Source organism: Dietzia sp. oral taxon 368 (assembly GCF_002999155.1).
In the GTDB taxonomy this organism is placed as follows: Bacteria; Actinomycetota; Actinomycetes; order Mycobacteriales; family Mycobacteriaceae; genus Dietzia; species Dietzia cinnamea.
Map to the genome: position 1 here is coordinate 2778090 of NZ_CP027238.1, position 18966 is coordinate 2797055.

Sequence of the window (18966 nt, forward strand, 5' to 3'; positions counted from 1 at the left end):
TCGCAACGCGTCCACTGTGCAGTATCTGAAACAACACACCCACACAAAAGCGTGTGGGCCTTGTTTCGCAGAGTTACGGCGGCCATAGCGGCAGGGAAACGCCCGGTCCCATTCCGAACCCGGAAGCTAAGCCTGCCAGCGCCGATGGTACTGCACTCGCGAGGGTGTGGGAGAGTAGGACACCGCCGAACACAACTTCATGACCAGCGGGAGGGACTTCACAGTTCCTCCCGCTGGTCGCATTTGTGCCCCTTCTACCCACTCCGTGCCGGACCAACCGGCGCACGTAAGGTGAACGACGTGAACGAACCCCGGTCCGAGAACGCAGACCGCTCGCCCCGACGCGGCGACCGCGACGTACCCCGCCGAGGCGACCGGGCCGCACAGGCACAGCGTCGGGACAACAGCTCCTACGGCGAGCGCCGCGGGAAGCGATACGACGGTTCCGACACCCCTCGCCCCGACCGGAACCAGTCCGGCGAACGGCGTGGCAGCGGCGAGCGCTCGTCCTCCGACCGGGACCCGCGTGGAGGGGACCGCGCTCCCCGCGCCGCGGGCAGTCCCCGGAGGGCCACCGCCGGTAGCCGCTCCGGCGGCGATCGACGCACCGGCGCCTCCGGCGGTGAGCGCCGTGGTGGCGCCCCGAGCGGAGACCGGCGAGGCGGCGGCCCCCGCGGAGGCACCGGACGCGGGGAGCGGCCGGTGGGCGCCCGCAGGAGCGAAGGCCGCCCCGGTCAGGACGCACGTCAGGCAGCCCGCGCCGATGAGCCAGCCCTGCCCGACGATATCGAGGCCGCCGACCTCGACGCGGACGTCCGTCGCGACCTGCGCAGCCTCGACAAGTCGAACGCCGAGACGGTCGCCAGGCACCTGGTCGCCGCCATGCACCTCGTCGACGACGACCCGCAGCTCGCCCTAGCGCACGGCCGCGCTGCCAAGAACCGCGCAGGCCGCATCGGCGTCGTCCGCGAAACCCTCGGCGTCCTGGCCTACCGTGCCGGCGAGTGGTCCGAGGCGCTCAGCGAGCTCCGGGCCGCCCGACGCATCTCCGGCGGGCCCGGTCTGCTCGCGATGATGGCCGACTGCGAGCGCGGGCTCGAGCGCCCGCAGCGAGCCATCGAACTCGCCCGCGGTGACGAGTCGCGGATGCTCGACGCCGACGAGCTGATCGAGCTGCGCATCGTCGAGGCGGGAGCCCGTGTCGACATGGGCCAGCTCGACGCCGCACTCGTCACCCTGCAGGACGCCGGTGTCGACGCCGACGCCCGCGGCGAGTCCGCCGCCCGGCTCGACTACGCCTATGCAGAGGTGCTGTTGGCGTCTGACCGCAGGGACGAGGCGGCGGAGTGGTTCCGCCACGCGCTCTCCGCCGACGCCGAGGACGTCACCGGCGCCGCGTCTCGTCTGGCCGAACTGGAGGACTGATCGCGGTGAGCGTCACCACCCTGGCCGAGGCCCACGATGCACTCCTCGTGGACCTCGACGGCACACTGATCCGCGGCACGGAGCCGATCCCCGGCGCCGCCGACGCACTCGAGCGGGCGGGTCTGCCCGTGGTGTACGTGACCAACAACGCCAGCCGGTCCCCGGAGGACACCGCCGCCCACCTCCGTGAGCTCGGGTTCGCCACCCGCCCCGGCGAGGTCATGACCAGCGCACAGGCCGCGGTGGTCATGCTGGGCGACCACGTCGACCCGGGCTCCAGGGTCCTTGTCGTCGGTCACGATAGTTTCCGGGAACTCGCCCGGGAGGGCGGCTACGATGTCGTCCTCTCCGCCGACGACCGGCCCGACGCCGTGCTGCAGGGCCTGTCGCGAGAGTTGACCTGGGCCGACCTCGCGGAGGGCTGCCTCGCGATCCGCCGAGGCGTGCCCTGGATCGCCTCCAACGTCGACACGACCCTTCCGACCGAACGGGGTCTGCTCCCCGGCAACGGATCCCTCGTCGCTGCCTTGCGGGCCGCCACGGATCGCGAGCCCGTCGTCGCCGGGAAGCCCGCGGCTGGCGTGCTGCGTGCTGCCGCGGACCGCGTCGGGTCCACACGCCCCCTGGTGATAGGCGACCGACTCGACACGGACATTGAGGGAGCCGTCGCCGCCGGGATGCCCGCGCTGATGGTCCTCACCGGCGTCCACGACCAGACCCACCTGCTGTCGGCGGATCCGCACCGGCGCCCCACCCATCTCGCGCCCGACCTGTCGGCTCTCGCCGAGCCCGCCGACGCGTCCCGGATGACGCAGTCCGCCGAGCTCGACGGCACCGTCGAGGCCGGGGTGCTGCATCTCTCCTCTGTCCCGGGCCATCTGCACGGGTTGGAGCTGGCCCGTGCCGTGATCGCACTGGCGTGGCGTCACGACGTGTCGCAGGTGTTCGCGAGCGGAAACGGCCTACGATCCCGGCTCGCGGATGCGGGACTCGTCGTCGGCTAGTGGGCATCTCCGTTAGTTCGTCGGGGGTCATGCTGCGCGGAGGGTGCCGTCGTTGTTGAGGCGGTCGAGGTGGCGGTTGAGGTCGTCGCGGGTGTACTTCCAGCCGAACGGTTCGGCGCTTCGGTTGTAGCGATCCTGGAACGCGAGGATGCGTGCGGCGAGATCGTCGAGGTCTGCGAAGTCGCCGGTGGCGATGGCTTTGCGCTGCAGGATCGAGAAGTAGATTTCGACCTGGTTGAGCCACGAGGCGTGCACCGGAAGGTGCACCAGGACCGCGTTGGGAAACGCATGACGCATCCGGTCTTTCGAGGCCTGACCTGCGTGGGATGAGCCGTTGTCGACGACCCAGAACACTCGCTTCGCGGATGCGTATGGCTCTTGGGTCATCACCTGCTCGACCAGTTCGGTGAACGGGGCGATCCCTGTCTTGGGTGCGGTCATCCCCATCACGCGGGCCTGGTGGACGTCGTAGGCGGCGAAGTAGGCCAACGTCCCACCGCGGCGGTACTCGAACTCCACGCGCCGCGGCTGACCGGGCCTGGCGGGAGTCTCGGCGTGACGGCGTTTGAGGGCTTGGAGCTGTGATTTTTCGTCCGCACTGATGACGTACTCATCGTCGCCGAGAGCAACGCCGTTCCAGCGCCGGTGGTACAGGTCCAGCACCCGGGCGGCCTTGACGGCGAAGTCGGGGTCGCGGGGAAAAATCCACGACCGGTGCTGCCACGGCTTGATCGCATCTGCGGCCAGCCAGCGCCCGATCGTCGCCGACGCCACGGGGCGCACCAGCCCTGTGGCCACGGCGTGGGCTCTCAACTCGGCGGCCGACCATCTGGTCAGTGGCAGACCGTGGTCAGCCGGGCGCGTACACGCCAACGCTTTGACCTGGGCGACCTCGACGGGGGTGAACACTCGCGGTCGTCCCGAGCGGGGCCGATCTTTGAGACCCTCCAGGCGCTCGGTGCAGAACCGATGCCGCCACTGGCGCACCGTGTCTTCGCACACCCCGACCTCGCGGGCGATCGCAGCGTTGGCATCACCGGCAGCGGCCGCCAGGACGATCCGGGCTCGCAGTACATCGCGGTGCGCACAACGAGCAGCGTGCGCGCGGCGGGTCAGCACGTCGCGTTCTTTGCCGGACAGGATGACGATAACGGCGCTGGTGGGAGGCATGTTCATTTCTGACGCACCCAGCGGCGCCCGCCAAGCCGCCACGCCGGAACAAGCCGAAAGTCGAGGGCGAGAAACGGCGGCGGCGATGATGGAGACCATGGCCAAGATCCCCGACTCGACACAGACCTCACTGCGACAGAAACTCCTGGCCCGCGCTGCCGAACGGTGGCCCCAGATCCAGGCCCTGCACACCCGCTACCGGGCCGGATTCGCCTACATCGATGCCACCTTGACCGACGGGGACGAAGTCAAGCTCTGCCGACTGCGCTACGCCGGATCAGCCAGCCAGTGGGGTTTTGCGATCTACCGCGCCAGCCACGACGACTACCAGCAAGCCGCCCTGCCAAACGGATGGCCCTCAGGCACTCCCGCAGAAGCCCTCGACACCGCCTGCGGCCTCTATCTCGGCGACCCCACCGCCTGGATCACCGACCCCCGACGAACTAACGGAGATGCCCACTAGCGTGTAGCCCGTGACCACCCCCGGACCCCATCCACGTCCCGCACCCACCGGGCCCGACATCGACGAGCTCCGCTCGGCGTTCGAGGACCTGCTCGGCGACTCGGTCGGCGCACCGGGGACCGACGCCGACGGCGTGGCGGTCCGCGACGACCAGGTCGCCGCGCTCGACGCCGCCCACGAGCTGCTCGCGCAGGCACTGACGGCCCTGGACAACCGACGCTGATGGCGGCCAGACGCATGCGGCTCGACGCCGAACTGGTACGTCGCAAGATGTGCGACAGTCGCGAACGGGCGCGGGACCTCATCGACTCCGGGCGCGTCATCGTCAACGGGGTGGCCGCCACCAAACCCGCCACCCAGGTCGAACCCACCACCTCGATCGCGCTCACCGCATCCGACGAGCCGGACTGGGCGTCCCGCGGCGCCCACAAGCTGGTCGGCGCCCTCGACACCTTCGCCGGCGTGACCGTCGACGGGGCGCGCTGTCTCGACGCCGGAGCCTCCACCGGCGGCTTCACCGACGTGCTGTTGAGCCGGGGCGCAGCCCGTGTCGAAGCCGTCGACGTGGGGTACGGACAACTGGTGTGGCGACTGCGCAGCGACGAGCGCGTCGGCGTCCACGACAAGACCAACGTCCGGTCGCTCACCCCGGGGGACATCGGTGGGGAGGTCGATCTCGTGGTGTCCGACCTGTCGTTCATCTCCCTGCCGCTCGTGCTGCCGGCGCTCGCTCTGTGCACGCGGCCGGGCGGGCATCTCCTCCCGATGGTCAAGCCACAGTTCGAGGTGGGGCGCGACCGCGTCGGGCAGGGCGGCGTCGTCCGTGACCCCGAGCTGCGGATCGAGGCCGTCACCGGTGTCGCCCACGCGGCCGCGGGACTGGGGCTCGAACTCCTGGGCTGCGTGGCCAGTCCGCTTCCCGGCCCGTCCGGCAACGTCGAGTATTTCCTGCACCTGCGCAGGTCCGCATCGGGAGAGCCGGCGGACCTCACCGACGAGTCGCGACACGCGATCCGCACGGCAGTCGAGGAGGGCCCACGATGAATGACATCCCCGGATCCGAGCAGCCCCGGCGCATCCTGCTCGAACCCAACATCGCCCGACCGGACATCGTCGCGACGGTCGCGCAGGTGGTCGACGCGTGCGCGGAGCGGGGCATCGCCGTCCGGGTTCTCGAGGACACCCGGGACCGGGTCGCCACCGGCGGTGGAGTCGAGTGCGTCCCCGACACGCCCGCCGCCGCCGAGGGATGCGAACTCGTCCTGGTCCTGGGCGGGGACGGGACGTTCCTGCGCGCCTGCCAGTACGCGCACGCAGCGGACGTGCCCGTCCTGGGGGTCAACCTCGGGCACATCGGCTTCCTCGCCGAGTCCGAGGTCTCCTCCCTCAGCGGCGTCGTGGAGCAGATCGCCGCGCGCGACTACCGCGTCGTGGAGAGGATGACGGTCGAGGCGACGGTCATCAACGGCGAGACCCGGCTCGCGCACGACTGGGCGCTCAACGAGGTCAGCATCGAGAAGGTGGCACGACAGGGCGTGCTCGAGGCCTCCGTCGAGATCGACGGCCGCCCCGTCAGCGACTACGGCTGCGACGGCATGTTGGTCTCCACCCCCACGGGATCCACCGCATACGCGTTCTCCGCCGGCGGCCCCATCGTCTGGCCCGAGCTCGACGCCATCCTCGTCGTGCCGAACAACGCCCACGCGCTCTTCGCCCGGCCCATGGTCGTGGCGCCCACCTCCAGGGTCGCGGTGGAGACCGGAGTGCACTCGGGCCCCGCCGTGGTCGTGCTCGACGGGCGGCGCCTGGTCGACGCACCGCCCGGTAGCCGCGTCGAAGTGGTCCGCGGTCGACGCCCGGTCAAGTGGGTGCGGCTCGACGACTCGCCGTTCACCGATCGCCTGGTCACCAAGTTCGAGTTGCCGGTGACCGGGTGGCGCGGACGATCGGGTGTCCGGCCGCTCACCTAGGGTGGGTGCGTGCTCACGGAACTCCGGATCAGCGGCCTCGGCGTCATCGACGAGGCCGTCGCCGACTTCTCGCCAGGGCTGTCCGTCCTCACCGGAGAGACGGGCGCGGGCAAGACCATGGTCGTCACCGGTCTGAGACTGCTGGCCGGGGGACGCGCCGACCCCCGCCGCGTGCGCCGGGGTGCGGACAAGGCGGTCGTCGAGGGGCGCTTCGACCTGTCCGCAACCGCCACGATGGACCCCGCCGATCGCCGGGATCTCGACGACCTCCTCGAGGACGCCGACGTCGACCTCGACGAGGACGGCAGCGTGATCGCCGCCCGACGGGTCGGCGCGGACGGGCGCTCCCGCGCCCGGCTCGGTGGTCGTTCCGTCCCCGCCGGCACCCTCGCTCGGTTCTGCGCGCCGGTCCTCGCCGTGCACGGCCAGAACGACCAACTCCGTCTGTTGCGCCCGGACCGGCAGCGCGACGCCGTCGACGCCCACGGCGGTGACGACGCCCGCGCCGCGCTCGAGGCGTATCGCGAGACCTACAGGCGGTGGCGCGAGGCCGAACGCTCACTGGCCGAGCGCACCGGTAGGGCCCGCGAGCTCGCCCGCGAGGCCGACCTGCTGCGCATGGGGCTCGAGGAGATCGACACCCTCGACCCACAACCGGGCGAGGAGGCCGAACTCGACGCCCTCATCCGCCGCCTGACCGATTCCGAGGAACTGCGCGAGGTGGCCGGGCAGGCCCACGAGGCGCTCACCGGTGACGGCGAGACCACCGAGCCGATGGTGGGGCTGCTCGACCAGCTGCGGCAGCGGCTGGCCGGCGCCGGCGACCCCGCGCTCGAGCCAATCGCCACGAGCATCGGACAGGCCGTCGCCGCACTCGGGGACGCTGCCACCGAGCTCGGCCTGTACCTCGCCGAGCTGCCCGTCGACGCCGCCGACCTCGATTCGGCGCTGGAGAGACGCCACGATCTCCGCGCGTTGACGCGCAAGTACGGCACGGACGTCGACGACGTCATCGCCTGGGCCGCCAGAGCCCGGACCCGACTGGGGGAGGTCGACACCTCCGACACCGCCGTCGCCGAGCTGCGAGCCACCGTGGAGCGACTCGCGGCGGAACTGTGTGAACGCGGCGCCGCGCTGACCGCCGTCCGACGCGCGGCGGGGGAAGACCTCGCCGCCCGGGTGACGGCCGAACTCGCCGAGCTGTCGATGGGTGGCGCCCGCCTCGCCGTCCGCGTCACCCCGTCGGGGGACGGGCTCGACGGCGCCACCGAGAGCGGGCTCGACGACGTCGAACTGGCGCTCGACGGGCCCTCCGGGTTGGTGCCGCTCGGCAAGGGCGCGTCCGGCGGCGAGCTGTCGAGGGTGATGCTCGCGCTCGAGGTGGTCCTGGCAGAGCGCTCGGGCGGGGGCACCCTGGTGTTCGACGAGGTCGACGCCGGCGTCGGAGGCCGGGCCGCGCTGAGCATCGGCAAGCGACTGGCCCGCCTGGCGCGGACGCATCAGGTCATCGCCGTCACCCACCTCGCGCAGGTCGCCGCCTACGCCGACACCCACCTGGTCGTGCACAAGGACGCCGATCCCGCGGGCGCCGACTCCGGGAGCTCCGGTGTCGTCGTCTCCGGGGTCACGGCGGTCGCGGACGCCGATCGGGTGACCGAACTGGCACGGATGCTCGCGGGACTCGAGGACACCGATACCGGGCTCGCCCACGCCCGCGAGCTGCTGGAGAAGGCCCAGTACGAAAAGTCTCAAGCTGAGGTCGACCGTTAAGGCGACACGCCGGGGTGACCTCCCTCGTCACTCGAATCACACGCGTGATACTCGTGCGCATGAAGATGTCGGGTCTGCTCAATCGTCGCTCCCAGGACCTCGCCGGTGTCGTGGGCACCGTGCGCCGGATCGAGCCGGGGACTCCGGTACCGAAGAGGCTCGGTGCCAAGGACGTCGCCGTCCTCGACCTCAACCGCACCACGGCGGAGACGGCCCACGCACTCGTCGAGGCGGAGGTGGCGGCCGTGGTGCACGTCCCCGCCGCGGGTGAGGAGATGCTGCCCCGGGCGGCCTTCCGCACCCTGGCCGCCTCGACGGTGCCCGTCATCGAGGACGCCGACCTGGCCGATGTCACCGACGGGACCCGGGTCCGCATCGACGACGGGGTCATCTACTCCGTCAAGTCCGAGGACGAACTCGCCGGTGGCCGCGAGGTCGACTCCGCGACCCTGCTCGCCGAGGTCGACAGCGCGGAGAAGAACTACGTCGAGTCGGCGCTGGCGCACCTGGCCAACGCGACCGAGTTCCTCAGCCTCGAGCATCCACTCCTGCTCGACGGCGAGGGGCTGCCCGAGATCGATGTCGAGTTCACCGACCGTCACGTCGTGGTGGTCACGGGCGACGCGTCCTCGCGTGCCCAGCTGGCCGAGCTCAAGCCGTTCATCCGGGAGTACCGCCCGCTCCTCGTGGGCGTTGACGGGGGCGCCGAGCTGCTGCGCTCGGCCCGGTTGGCGGCCGACGTCGTCGTCGCCACCCCCACCGAGGTCTCCGACGAGGTCCTCACCGACGGTGCCGTCCTCGTCGTGCCGGCGGATCGTGACGGCCGGGCCGAGGGGCTGGAGAAGATCACCGAGCTCGGGGTCGGCGCCACGACGTTCCCGGCCGCCGCGACGGCGCGGGACATGGCGCTCCTGCTGGCCTACCACGGCGGGGCGGAGATGATCGTGGTCACCGGGGACGACCGGGGCCTGGAGAACGTTTTCCGCCCGGCCTCCGCGCCGTCGTCGACCATGGTCGACACGACCGTCTCCTCGCGACTCGTGCACGCCCACGCCTGCGCCACCCTCTACCGCTCCCGCGGTTCGGGGATCGGCCTCGCGCTGATCGTGCTCGCCGCCCTGGTCGCTGTCGCCGCCGTCGTGGTGGCCCGCGACGCCGCCCAGGACCTCCTGCTCTGGGCCATCGAGACCTGGAACTCCTTCGCGCTGTGGGTCCAGGGGCTCGTCCGTTGATCTCGATGCGCCGCCATGTCCTGACGTTGGTGGCCGTTTTCCTCGCCCTCGCGGTGGGGGTCGTCCTCGGGTCCACGTCCGTCGCGACGTCGATCCGGGACGCGGTCGTCGACCGCGAGGAGACCACGGCGGCGCGGCTCGAGGCGGCGCAGGACGACCTCGCCGCCGAGCGCAGGGCGGTCGACCGGCTGGACGGCCTGGCGGCGGACCTGACGCCGGCCGTCCTGGACGGTCGGCTCGACGGTCGGCCGGTCCTCATCGTCGTGGCACCCGGTGCGGCCGAGGAGGACGTCACGGCGGCGGGTGACGTCATCGCCGCGGCGGGCGGCATCGACGCCGGCCGCGTGACCCTCACCGACAAGGCCGTGGACCCGGCCGCCGACTCGGAGCTGCAGGCACTCGTGGCCAACCTGCCGATCGGCACCGCCCCGGCCGCCGACGCCGACCTGGGCACCCAGCTCGGCACCGCGCTCGGCCGCGCGGGGCTGCTGCGCGCCGAGGACGCCGAGCCGCATCTGGGGGACGAGGACCGGGCGACCGTGCTCACCACCCTCGCGGACGCGGACGTCATCGACTTCGAACCCGGCACTCTCCGGCCCGGTCAGCTGGCGCTCGTCGTCACCGGCCCGCAGGAGCAGGAGTCGACCGCCGTCCGCGTGGCCGCCCTGGCCCGGACGCTCGACCGTGAGGGTGCGGGGACCGTGGTCTCCGCCCGCCTCGGAGAGGGCGCCGGCCACGACGCGGTGGGCGTGCTGCGATCCTCCGGCGAGGAGGACGTCTCGACCGTCGACGACGCGGGAACGGACGCCGGCCGGCTGGCGACGGCGTTAGCGCTAGCCGAACAACTCGCCCGTGAGCAGGGTCACTACGGTCTCGCGCCGGATGCGTCGGCCGCGGCGCCGCCGCTCCCCCCGACGCCGTAGCGGTGATAGCCTGAAGCCCCGTGGGGTGCACCGGAGCCGCACCAGCATTCATCCATTCCGGCGTATGGACACGGGAGTCCCCTTGGCACTGAATCGAGCCGCATCGCGGTCCGCGACCAAGCACATCTTCGTCACCGGCGGCGTGGCGTCGTCGCTGGGCAAGGGGCTGACCGCCTCGAGCCTCGGGCAGCTGCTCACCGCCCGCGGACTCCGCGTCACCATGCAGAAGCTCGACCCGTACATCAACGTCGACCCGGGCACGATGAACCCCTTCCAGCACGGTGAGGTGTTCGTCACCGAGGACGGCGCGGAGGCCGATCTCGACCTCGGCCACTACGAGCGGTTCCTCGACCGCGACCTCAACGCCAAGGCCAACGTCACCACCGGCCAGGTCTACTCGGCGGTCATCGCCAAGGAGCGGCGCGGCGAGTACCTCGGCGACACCGTCCAGGTGATCCCGCACATCACCGACGCCATCAAGGAACGCATCATCGCGATGGGGGACCCTGATGATCAGGGTCGCCGTCCCGACGTGGTGATCACCGAGGTCGGTGGCACCGTCGGAGACATCGAGTCGCAGCCCTTCCTCGAGGCCTGCCGACAGGTCCGCCACGAGGTCGGCCGGGAGAACATCTTCTTCCTCCACGTCTCCCTCGTGCCGTACCTGGCGCCCTCGGGCGAGCTCAAGACCAAGCCGACCCAGCACTCCGTCGCCGCGCTGCGGTCGATCGGCATCGTGCCCGACGGGCTGATCCTGCGCTCGGACCGGAACGTGCCGGACGGCCTCAAGGCCAAGATCGCGCTCATGTGCGACGTCGACCTCGAGGGCGTCGTGTCCACGCCGGACGCGCCGAGCATCTACGACATCCCCAAGGTGCTGTTCAACGAGCACCTCGACACCCACGTCATCCGCCGCCTCAACCTGCCGTTCCGTGACGTCGACTGGACCGTGTGGGGCGACCTGCTCACGCGCGTGCACGAGCCGCGCGAGGAGGTCGAGATCGCCCTCGTCGGCAAGTACATCGACCTGCCCGACGCCTACCTGTCCGTGACCGAGGCCCTGCGGGCGGGCGGCTTCGCCCACCACGCGCGGGTCAACATCCGGTGGGTCGAGTCGGACGCCTGCACGACCGAGGCCGGCGCCCGCGAGGCGCTGCACGGCGTCGACGGCATGCTCATCCCGGGTGGCTTCGGCATCCGCGGCATCGAGGGCAAGCTCGGGGCGATCTCCTGGTCGCGCAAGAACAAGATCCCGCTGCTCGGGCTGTGCCTCGGACTGCAGTGCTCGGTCATCGAGGCGGCCCGCTCGGTCGGCCTCGAGGGCGCCTCCTCCAGCGAGTTCGAGCCCGACGGCGCGCACCCGGTGATCTCGACCATGGCCGACCAGGTCGACGCGGTCGCCGGCAACGCCGACCTCGGCGGGACGATGCGCCTGGGGTCCTACCCGGCCGTCCTCGCCAAGGGGTCGATCGTCGCCGAGGCGTACGGGACCACCGAGATCACCGAGCGCCACCGGCACCGCTACGAGGTCAACAACGCCTACCGCGACACGATCGCCGAGTCCGGTCTGCAGTTCTCCGGCACCTCCCCGGACGGCCACCTGGTGGAGTTCGTCGAGTACCCGCGCGAGCAGCATCCGTTCTTCGTGGCCACCCAGGCGCACCCGGAGTACAAGTCGCGTCCGACCCGGCCGCACCCGCTGTTCGTGGCCTTCATCAAGGCGGCCCTGGACTACGAGAACGAGATGCGGCTGCCTGTCGAGCCGTGGCGCTCCGGTCAGGCGGGGGAGAACTCCGCCGGCGTCGTCGACGCCCCGGACGCCAAGACCTCGACGGTCCGCGCCGACGAGGTCGACTCCGAGTCGGCCGCCGGCGCCTCCGCGGACGGGAACTGAGCGCAGATGACCGACAGCGGTGCCCCCGGGTCCCACGACTACCGGACCGTCTCCAGCCGGGAGATCTTCGACGGTCGGGTGGTGCGCCTCCGTGTCGACACCCTGACCATGCCGGGCGGGGGCACCGCCGAGCGGGAGGTCTGCGGCCACGACGACGCGGTCGCGGTGGTGGCGCTGGACGACGAGCAGCGCATCACGCTGGTGCGGCAGTACCGTCACGCGGTGGGGGAGCGACTCTGGGAGCTTCCCGCCGGCCTGTGCGACGTCGAGGGTGAGGACCCCCTGGGGACCGCGCGCCGCGAGCTCGTCGAGGAGACCGGGCTCGAGGCCGAGCACTGGCGGCCGGTCATCGAGATGATCCCCTCGCCGGGGTTCTGCACCGAGCGCGTGCACGTGTACCTGGCCACGGGTCTGCGCGAGGTCGGGCGCCCTGAGGCCGAACACGAGGAGGCGGACATGGAGGTCGCGAGCATCCCGTTCGCGGAGGCCGTCGACTCCGTCCTCGACGGACGGATCGTCAACGGCATCGCGGTGGCCGGCATCCTCGCGGCCCGCGCGGTGATCGACCGGCCCTGACGCGGCGGGCATCGTCGATGACCTCCGGGGGCGGGGCGACCGCCCGGATTCGTGAGTATCTGGACCACCTCGCCGTCGAGAAGGGCGCGTCGGCCCACACCCTCGCCGCCTACCGTCGCGACCTGGACAGGTACAGCCGCCACCTCGCCGCGGTGGGCGTCGACGACCTCACCGCGGTCACGGAGACGCACGTCGAGGACTTCCGCGCCCGGCTGGCCACCGGTGACCCGGACGAAGACCGTCCCGCGTTGGCCCCGAGCTCGGTCGCGCGGACCCTCGCGGCGGTCCGCGGACTGCACCGGTTCGCCACTCGCGACGGCGTGACCGACTCCGACGTGGCGGCGGCGGTCACCCCGCCGCGCCCGCCGCGTCGGCTACCCAAGGCGCTGCCCGTCGACCGGATGATCGCCGTGATCGAGGCGGCGGGCGACACGGGAGTCGACACCGATCCGGGGCGATTGCGGGACCGGGCGATGCTCGAACTGCTCTACGCGACCGGGGCCCGGGCCGCTGAGCTGATCGGCCTGGACGTCGACGACCTCGACGGCCTCGACCACCCCGACGGCGGGACGGTGATCCTGCGGGGCAAGGGCGGCAAGGAACGCCTCGTCCCCGTGGGGCGCCCGGCGTGCGAGGCGGTGGGCGCCTACCTCACGCGCGCCCGGCCCGCACTGGCTAAGCGCGGCGGACCAGCGTTGTTCCTCAACACGCGCGGCGGGCGGATCACTCGGCAGACCCTGTGGAACGTGGTCTCGGCGGCCGCGGCACGCGCGGGCGTGACGCAGGAGGTGTCCCCGCACTCGTTCCGGCACTCGTTCGCCACCCACCTGCTCGACGGTGGAGCGGACATCCGCGTGGTGCAGGAGCTGCTGGGACACGCCTCGGTCACCACCACGCAGGTGTACACCCTCGTCACGGTCGACACGCTCCGTGAGGTCTGGGCCGAGTGCCACCCCCGCGCACGGTAACGTGACCGTGGGTACGGCGCGGGCCGCGAGACAGGCGGGCCCGGGTGAGACGGTGACGAGAGGAGACGCGGGTGACGCAGGGCACTGGGGCGATGGATCCCGCGTTGTTCTCGCGCGCGGAGCTGCTGGGCGCGGATGACCCCGCCGCCGGTGAGGGCTTCTCCGCGATCCCCGAGCCCGAGCCTCTGACCAGCCACGGGCCCGCGGTGGTCGTGTCGATGTGCAATCAGAAGGGCGGCGTCGGGAAGACCACCAGCACCATCAACCTCGCCGCCGCGTTGGCCGAGTACGGGCGTCGCGTGCTCGTGGTGGACCTCGACCCGCAGGGCGCGCTGTCAGCCGGCCTGGGCATCCCGCACCACCAGCTCGACCTGACCGTCTACAACCTGCTCGTGGACAACTCCGTGTCCACCGAGGAGGTCCTGGTCCGGACGCGCGTCGAGGGCGTGGACCTCATCCCCGCGAACATCGACCTGTCGGCCGCGGAGATCCAGCTGGTCAACGAGGTGGGGCGCGAGCAGGCTCTGGGCCGGGCGCTGTACCCGGTTCTCGACCGCTACGACTACGTGCTGATCGACTGCCAGCCGTCCCTGGGCCTGCTCACCGTGAACGCGCTCGCCTGCTCGGACGGGGTACTCATCCCCATGGAGTGCGAGTACTTCTCCCTGCGCGGCCTCGCGCTGCTCACGGACACGATCGACAAGGTCCGCGACCGGATCAACCCGCGTCTGCACCTGACCGGGATCCTCATCACCATGTTCGACCGGCGCACGGTCCACGCCCGCGACGTCCTGGGCCGGGTGGTCGAGGTGTTCGGCGACAAGGTCTTCGACACGCTCGTGACCCGCACGGTCCGCTTCCCGGAGACCACCGTCGCCGGGGAGCCGATCACCACGTGGGCCCCGAGGTCCGCGGGGGCCCAGGCCTACCGTGCCCTGGCGCGCGAGGTCATCCAACGCGGCAGGTGAGCGCGCGGTGACCGGGGTGGGGGCGCCATCTCCCGAGCGGGACGGCGCCGGGGACACCGCCGCCGCCGAGGCCGGGGACCCGCGGGCGTTCACCGTCCACCTCACGAACTTCACGGGCCCGTTCGACCTGCTGCTGGGTCTCATCGACTCGCGCCGACTGGACGTCACCGAGGTCGCGCTTCACGCCGTGACCGACGAGTTCATCGCCCACACGCGCCGGCTTGGCGAGGAGGCGGGGCTGGAGGAGGTCACCGAGTTCCTCGTGGTGGCGGCGACGCTGTTGGACCTCAAAACCGCGCGGCTGGTGCCGTCGGGGGAGGTCCAGGACCCCGAGGACCTGGACCTGCTCCAGGCCCGCGACCTGCTGTTCGCGCGGCTGCTGCAGTTCCGGGCGTTCAGGCGGGTGGCGGAGCTGTTCGCCGAGCTCGACCGGACCGCGCGGCACTCGTATCCCCGGACCGCCGGACCGGACGAGGAGTTCCTCGGACTGCTGCCCGAGGTCGAGCTCGGGGTGGATCCGGAGCAGTTCGCCACGATCGCCGCGGTGGCGTTCCGGCCGCGGCCGGTGGAGGAGGTGGGGGTGGGGCATGTCCACGCCCCCGTGGTCTCGGTTCCCGAGCAGGCCGCCCGTGTCCTCGAGCTGCTGCGGTTCCACGGCGAGGGCCGGTGGGTGGATTTCCGCGACCTGGTCTCTGGCTGTGACGATTCCCTCGTCGTCGTCGCGAGGTTCCTCGCCCTGTTGGAGTTGTACCGGGCGCGCGCGGTAGCGCTCGCCCAGGACGAGGCGCTGGGGGAGTTGTTGGTGAGTTGGACCGGCGGCGAGGCCGACGAGGTGACGAGGGGGAGGGACCAGTGGACGTGAGTGGTGACGCGGGCGCTCCCGGCGACGTGGGTCAGATGGGCGCGGTGGGGCCGGGGGGCGACGACGACGAGCCCGGTGTCCCCGCAACGGACGTCCCGCCCCTGCGGGCGCGGCTCGAGGCCCTGTTGCTGGTGGTGGACCAGCCGACGGCGGAGAACGCGCTGGCGGCGGCCGCCGGGTCCACGGTCGCGGAGGTCGAGTCGGAGTTGCGGGCGTGGCGCGAGGAGCTCATCGCGGCGGGCAGCGGGATCGACCTGAGGCGCACCGGCGACGGCTGGCGGCTCTACACGCGTCGCGAGTTGGCGCCGTACGTCGAGCGGCTCCTCACGGACGGGACGAGCTCACGCCTGACCCGCGCCGCGTTGGAGACCCTCGCGGTGATCGCCTACCGTCAGCCGGTGACCCGCTCCCGCATCGCGGCGGTCCGCGGCGTCAACGTCGACGGCGTCATGCGGACCCTCGTGGCGCGCGGACTGGCGGTCGAATGCGGCACCGACGCCGACACCGGGGGCATGCTGTATAGGACGACAGAGCTATTTCTGGAAAGATTGGGTCTCGCGTCGCTCGACGAGCTGCCGGACATCGCTCCGCTGCTACCGGATGTCGACCTGGTCGACGAGATGAGCGACGACCCCGCGGAGGATCCGCGGATCCCCCTGGGGCGACGCCGCGCGGCGGCGCCCGAACACACCCCCCGAGACGACGACGAAGAGATGTGACTCACCCATGACTGAATCCGCTGGCCGAGACGGCGCACCGGTCCGCCTGCAGAAGATCCTGGCCCAGGCCGGGGTCGCCTCCCGCAGGGCCTCCGAGGAACTCATCGCCCGCGGACGGGTGGAGGTCGACGGGAGGATCGTGCGCGAGATGGGTGTCAAGGTGGATCCCGCCACCTCCGTGATCCGCGTCGACGGCACCCGCATCGTGCTCGATGACACCCTCGTGCACCTCGCGCTCAACAAGCCCCGCGGGTACCACACGACCATGTCCGACGAGATGGGTCGGCCCTGCGTGGGCGACCTCGTCGCCGACCGCATCGACGCCGGGCAGCGACTGTTCCACGTCGGCCGCCTCGACGCCGACACCGAGGGGCTGCTCCTGGTGACCAACGACGGGGAGCTGGCGCACCGCCTCATGCACCCGTCGTACGAGGTGTCCAAGACGTACATGGCGACCGTCACCGGCGTGGTCGGCAAGGGGATCGGCAAGCAGCTGCGCGAGGGCGTCGAACTCGAGGACGGCCCGGCGAAGGTCGACCAGTTCTCGCTCCTCGACGTCCACGAAGGGCGGTCGCTGGTCAAGGTCGTGCTCCACGAGGGACGCAAGCACATCGTCCGTCGACTGCTCGCCGAGGTCGGCCACCCCGTCGAGTCACTGGTCCGGACCCGCTTCGGTTCGGTCGCGCTCGGCGACCAGCGCGCGGGCACGTTCCGCAAACTCAACCGCAACGAGGTCTCCGGCCTCTACGAGGCGGTGGGCCTGTGAGCGCCGTCCCCACCTCCGCCTCCGCGACGGGGCCCGCGCCCGCATCGCGTCGCCGGATCGCCATCGACGGGCCGGCCGGTACCGGTAAGTCCACGCTCGCCCGGACGCTGGCGCGCCGGCTCGGCGGTGCCTACCTCGACACCGGCGCCATGTACCGGGTCGCCACCCTGCAGGTCCTGCGCGCCGGGATCGACGCCGAGGACTCCGCCGCCGTCATCGCCGCGACCGCGGATCTCCCCCTGGAGATCGGCACCGACGCCGGCGCCGAGTGCGTCCTGCTCCGCGGCGAGGACGTGAGCGAGGAGATCCGCACCGCCCGCGTCACCGCGGCCGTCTCCGCGGTGTCGGCCGTGCCGGAGGTGCGTGAGAACCTCGTCCGGCTCCAACGGCGCCTGGCGTCCGACGGCGGCACGGTCGTCCTCGAGGGCCGGGACATCGGCACCGTCGTCCTGCCGGACGCCGAGGTGAAGATCTACCTCACCGCCAGCCCGGAGGTCCGCGCGCGCCGCCGTACCGACCAGGACCGGGCCGCCGGACGCGCGGCCGACTACGACGAGGTGCTCGCCGCCGTCATCGAGCGCGACCGCAAGGACTCCACGCGCGCCGCGAGCCCGCTGCGGCCGGCCGCCGACGCGGTCGTCATCGACACCTCCGACCTCACCCTCGACGAGGTGCTCGACCGGTTGGTCGCGCTCGCCGAGGGCACCCACGCGTCGCACGGCGCCACCGCAGAAGGGAACGCACAGTGACGAGCAACGAGGACACCACCGACTTCGACCTGCCGACCGGCCCCGGCGAGGAGACCGTCGAGGACGCCTGGAACGACGACACAGACTGGGACGCGGTCGCCGCGGAGTTCGCCGACGAGATCGGGGCGGTGACCGAAGGCGTGGAGATCCTCCCCACCGTCGCGATCGTCGGCCGCCCCAACGTCGGCAAGTCCACCCTGGTCAACCGGATCATCGGCCGCCGCGAGGCCGTGGTCGAGGACGTCCCGGGCGTCACGCGCGACCGCGTCTCCTACGAGGCGCTGTGGAACGGCCGGACCTTCATGGTCCAGGACACCGGCGGCTGGGAGCAGGACGCCAAGGGCATGCACCGCTCGATCGCCCAGCAGGCCGAGATCGCCATGGGGACCGCCGACCTCATCGTGCTGGTCTGTGACGGCACCGTGGGGATCACCGCGGCCGACGAGACGGTGGCCAGGAGTCTGCGCCGCTCCGACACCCCGGTGATCCTCGCCGTCAACAAGGTCGACAGCGACAAGGCCGAGTTGGAGGCCGCCGAGTTCTGGGGACTCGGCCTCGACCAGCCCTACGCCATCTCCGCGGCACACGGGCGCGGCACCGCCGACCTGCTCGACGAGATCCTGAGGCAGCTGCCCTCCAAGGCGAGGATGCGCGAGGCGGCCGACGTGCCGCGCCGGGTGGCCCTGGTGGGCAAGCCCAACGTGGGCAAGTCGAGCCTGCTCAACAAGCTCACGGGCGACGACCGCGCCGTGGTCGACAACGTCGCCGGCACCACGGTCGACCCCGTCGACTCGCTGGTCGAGCTCGGGGGCCGCACGTGGCGGTTCGTCGACACGGCCGGGCTGCGGCGCAAGGTCAACCAGGCCTACGGGCACGAGTACTACGCCTCGCTGCGCACCCGCGGTGCGATCGAGGCCGCCGAGGTCGTGGTGCTGCTCCTCGACGCCTCCGAGCCCATCACCGAGCAGGACCTGCGGGTGATCTCCATGGTCGCCGACGCCGGGCGCGCACTGGTGATCGCGTTCAACAAGTGGGATCTCGTCGACGAGGACCGCCGCTACGACCTGGACAAGGAGATCGACCGCGAGCTGTCACGGGTCCTCTCCTGGGCGCACCGTGTCAACATCTCCGCCAAGACGGGCCGTGCGCTGGCGAAGCTGGTGCCGGCGATGGAGACCGCGCTCGACTCGTGGGACAAGCGGATCCCCACCGGGCCGCTCAACACCTGGATGAACGAGGTCGTCGCGGCGACGCCGCCCCCCATGCGCGGCGGGCGTCTGCCACGCATCCGGTTCTGCACGCAGGCCACCACCCGGCCGCCGACATTCGTGTTCTTCTCCACGGGATTCCTCGAGGCCGGCTACCGCCGGTTCCTCGAGCGTCGACTGCGTGAGACGTTCGGTTTCGACGGGTCCCCGGTGCGGGTCAACGTCCGCGTCAAGGAGCGTCGACAGCGCAAGTGACCAGGCGATTTCGGTACGGGCGAGTGGGTGCGCTAGTCTGATCC

19 protein-coding genes and 1 rRNA gene are annotated in these 18966 nt (G+C 71.6%); 19 read left to right on the forward strand and 1 reads right to left on the reverse strand.

Translation table 11 applies throughout. The annotated features are described in order from the left end of the window. Positions 1-74 precede the first annotated feature (74 nt). The 3 genes from rrf (at position 75) to C3V38_RS12960 (ending at position 2429) form a co-directional block, all read left to right on the forward strand. Positions 75-191: ribosomal RNA gene (gene rrf, locus C3V38_RS12950) — 5S ribosomal RNA — on the forward strand. Positions 192-702: 511 nt separating this feature from the next. Continuing rightward, positions 703-1425 carry a hypothetical protein gene (locus C3V38_RS18350; protein ID WP_311201265.1) on the forward strand — a complete coding sequence of 241 codons (723 nt, stop codon included), beginning with the start codon at positions 703-705 and terminating at the stop codon, positions 1423-1425. A 5-nt stretch (positions 1426-1430) separates the two neighbouring features. Continuing rightward, the gene (locus C3V38_RS12960) at positions 1431-2429 is read left to right on the forward strand and encodes an HAD-IIA family hydrolase (protein ID WP_106385955.1); all 999 of its coding nucleotides are present in this window, start codon (positions 1431-1433) and stop codon (positions 2427-2429) included. 27 nt (positions 2430-2456) lie between these two features. Here the strand turns inward: C3V38_RS12960 and C3V38_RS12965 are convergent, their stop codons facing one another. Continuing rightward, positions 2457-3599 carry an IS630 family transposase gene (locus C3V38_RS12965; protein WP_061917901.1) on the reverse strand — a complete coding sequence of 381 codons (1143 nt, stop codon included), beginning with the start codon at positions 3597-3599 and terminating at the stop codon, positions 2457-2459. On the opposite strand from C3V38_RS12965, the gene C3V38_RS12970 reads away from it, so the two are divergent. The 16 genes from C3V38_RS12970 (at position 3598) to der (ending at position 18922) form a co-directional block, all read left to right on the forward strand. Then, the gene (locus tag C3V38_RS12970; protein WP_254425955.1) at positions 3598-4062 is read left to right on the forward strand and encodes a hypothetical protein; all 465 of its coding nucleotides are present in this window, start codon (positions 3598-3600) and stop codon (positions 4060-4062) included. The two genes, C3V38_RS12965 and C3V38_RS12970, sit on opposite strands and share 2 nt — an antisense overlap. A gap of 10 nt (positions 4063-4072) precedes the next feature. Next, positions 4073-4285 carry a hypothetical protein gene (locus C3V38_RS12975; RefSeq protein ID WP_106385956.1) on the forward strand — a complete coding sequence of 71 codons (213 nt, stop codon included), beginning with the start codon at positions 4073-4075 and terminating at the stop codon, positions 4283-4285. Then, on the forward strand, positions 4285-5106 hold the full coding sequence (locus tag C3V38_RS12980; protein ID WP_061228842.1) for a TlyA family RNA methyltransferase: 822 nt from the start codon (positions 4285-4287) through the stop codon (positions 5104-5106). Before C3V38_RS12975 ends, C3V38_RS12980 begins: the two co-directional genes overlap by 1 nt. Beyond that, positions 5103-6032: an NAD kinase gene (locus C3V38_RS12985; protein ID WP_106385957.1), complete on the forward strand. Its 930-nt coding sequence runs from the start codon at positions 5103-5105 to the stop codon at positions 6030-6032. Before C3V38_RS12980 ends, C3V38_RS12985 begins: the two co-directional genes overlap by 4 nt. Positions 6033-6041: 9 nt before the next feature. Continuing rightward, on the forward strand, positions 6042-7802 hold the full coding sequence (gene recN / locus C3V38_RS12990) for a DNA repair protein RecN (RefSeq protein WP_106385958.1): 1761 nt from the start codon (positions 6042-6044) through the stop codon (positions 7800-7802). A gap of 59 nt (positions 7803-7861) precedes the next feature. Further along, positions 7862-9034, forward strand: a complete 1173-nt coding sequence (gene steA, locus C3V38_RS12995) for a putative cytokinetic ring protein SteA (RefSeq protein WP_106386489.1) — start codon at positions 7862-7864, stop codon at positions 9032-9034. A 5-nt stretch (positions 9035-9039) separates the two neighbouring features. Next, entirely contained in the window at positions 9040-9957 is a 918-nt protein-coding gene (locus tag C3V38_RS13000) for a copper transporter (RefSeq protein ID WP_061228855.1), read from the forward strand. A gap of 64 nt (positions 9958-10021) precedes the next feature. Next, positions 10022-11851 carry a CTP synthase gene (locus C3V38_RS13005; RefSeq protein WP_061228839.1) on the forward strand — a complete coding sequence of 610 codons (1830 nt, stop codon included), beginning with the start codon at positions 10022-10024 and terminating at the stop codon, positions 11849-11851. 6 nt (positions 11852-11857) lie between these two features. Then, positions 11858-12427 carry an NUDIX hydrolase gene (locus C3V38_RS13010; RefSeq protein WP_061228838.1) on the forward strand — a complete coding sequence of 190 codons (570 nt, stop codon included), beginning with the start codon at positions 11858-11860 and terminating at the stop codon, positions 12425-12427. A gap of 17 nt (positions 12428-12444) precedes the next feature. After that, a complete protein-coding gene (locus tag C3V38_RS13015; RefSeq protein ID WP_106385959.1) occupies positions 12445-13395 on the forward strand; it encodes a site-specific tyrosine recombinase XerD in 951 nt (316 codons plus the stop codon). A 92-nt stretch (positions 13396-13487) separates the two neighbouring features. Further along, a complete protein-coding gene (locus C3V38_RS13020; protein ID WP_007629053.1) occupies positions 13488-14363 on the forward strand; it encodes a ParA family protein in 876 nt (291 codons plus the stop codon). A gap of 7 nt (positions 14364-14370) precedes the next feature. Beyond that, a complete protein-coding gene (locus C3V38_RS13025; RefSeq protein WP_106385960.1) occupies positions 14371-15225 on the forward strand; it encodes a ScpA family protein in 855 nt (284 codons plus the stop codon). After that, complete coding sequence (gene scpB / locus C3V38_RS13030) at positions 15216-15944, forward strand: SMC-Scp complex subunit ScpB (protein WP_106385961.1); 729 nt, start codon at positions 15216-15218, stop codon at positions 15942-15944. Before C3V38_RS13025 ends, scpB begins: the two co-directional genes overlap by 10 nt. A gap of 7 nt (positions 15945-15951) precedes the next feature. Then, the gene (locus tag C3V38_RS13035; protein ID WP_106385962.1) at positions 15952-16710 is read left to right on the forward strand and encodes a pseudouridine synthase; all 759 of its coding nucleotides are present in this window, start codon (positions 15952-15954) and stop codon (positions 16708-16710) included. Next, on the forward strand, positions 16707-17459 hold the full coding sequence (cmk, locus tag C3V38_RS13040; protein WP_174705784.1) for a (d)CMP kinase: 753 nt from the start codon (positions 16707-16709) through the stop codon (positions 17457-17459). The genes C3V38_RS13035 and cmk overlap by 4 nt, the downstream gene beginning before the upstream one ends. Further along, a complete protein-coding gene (gene der, locus C3V38_RS13045; protein ID WP_371412121.1) occupies positions 17456-18922 on the forward strand; it encodes a ribosome biogenesis GTPase Der in 1467 nt (488 codons plus the stop codon). The genes cmk and der overlap by 4 nt, the downstream gene beginning before the upstream one ends. Positions 18923-18966: the final 44 nt, after the last annotated feature.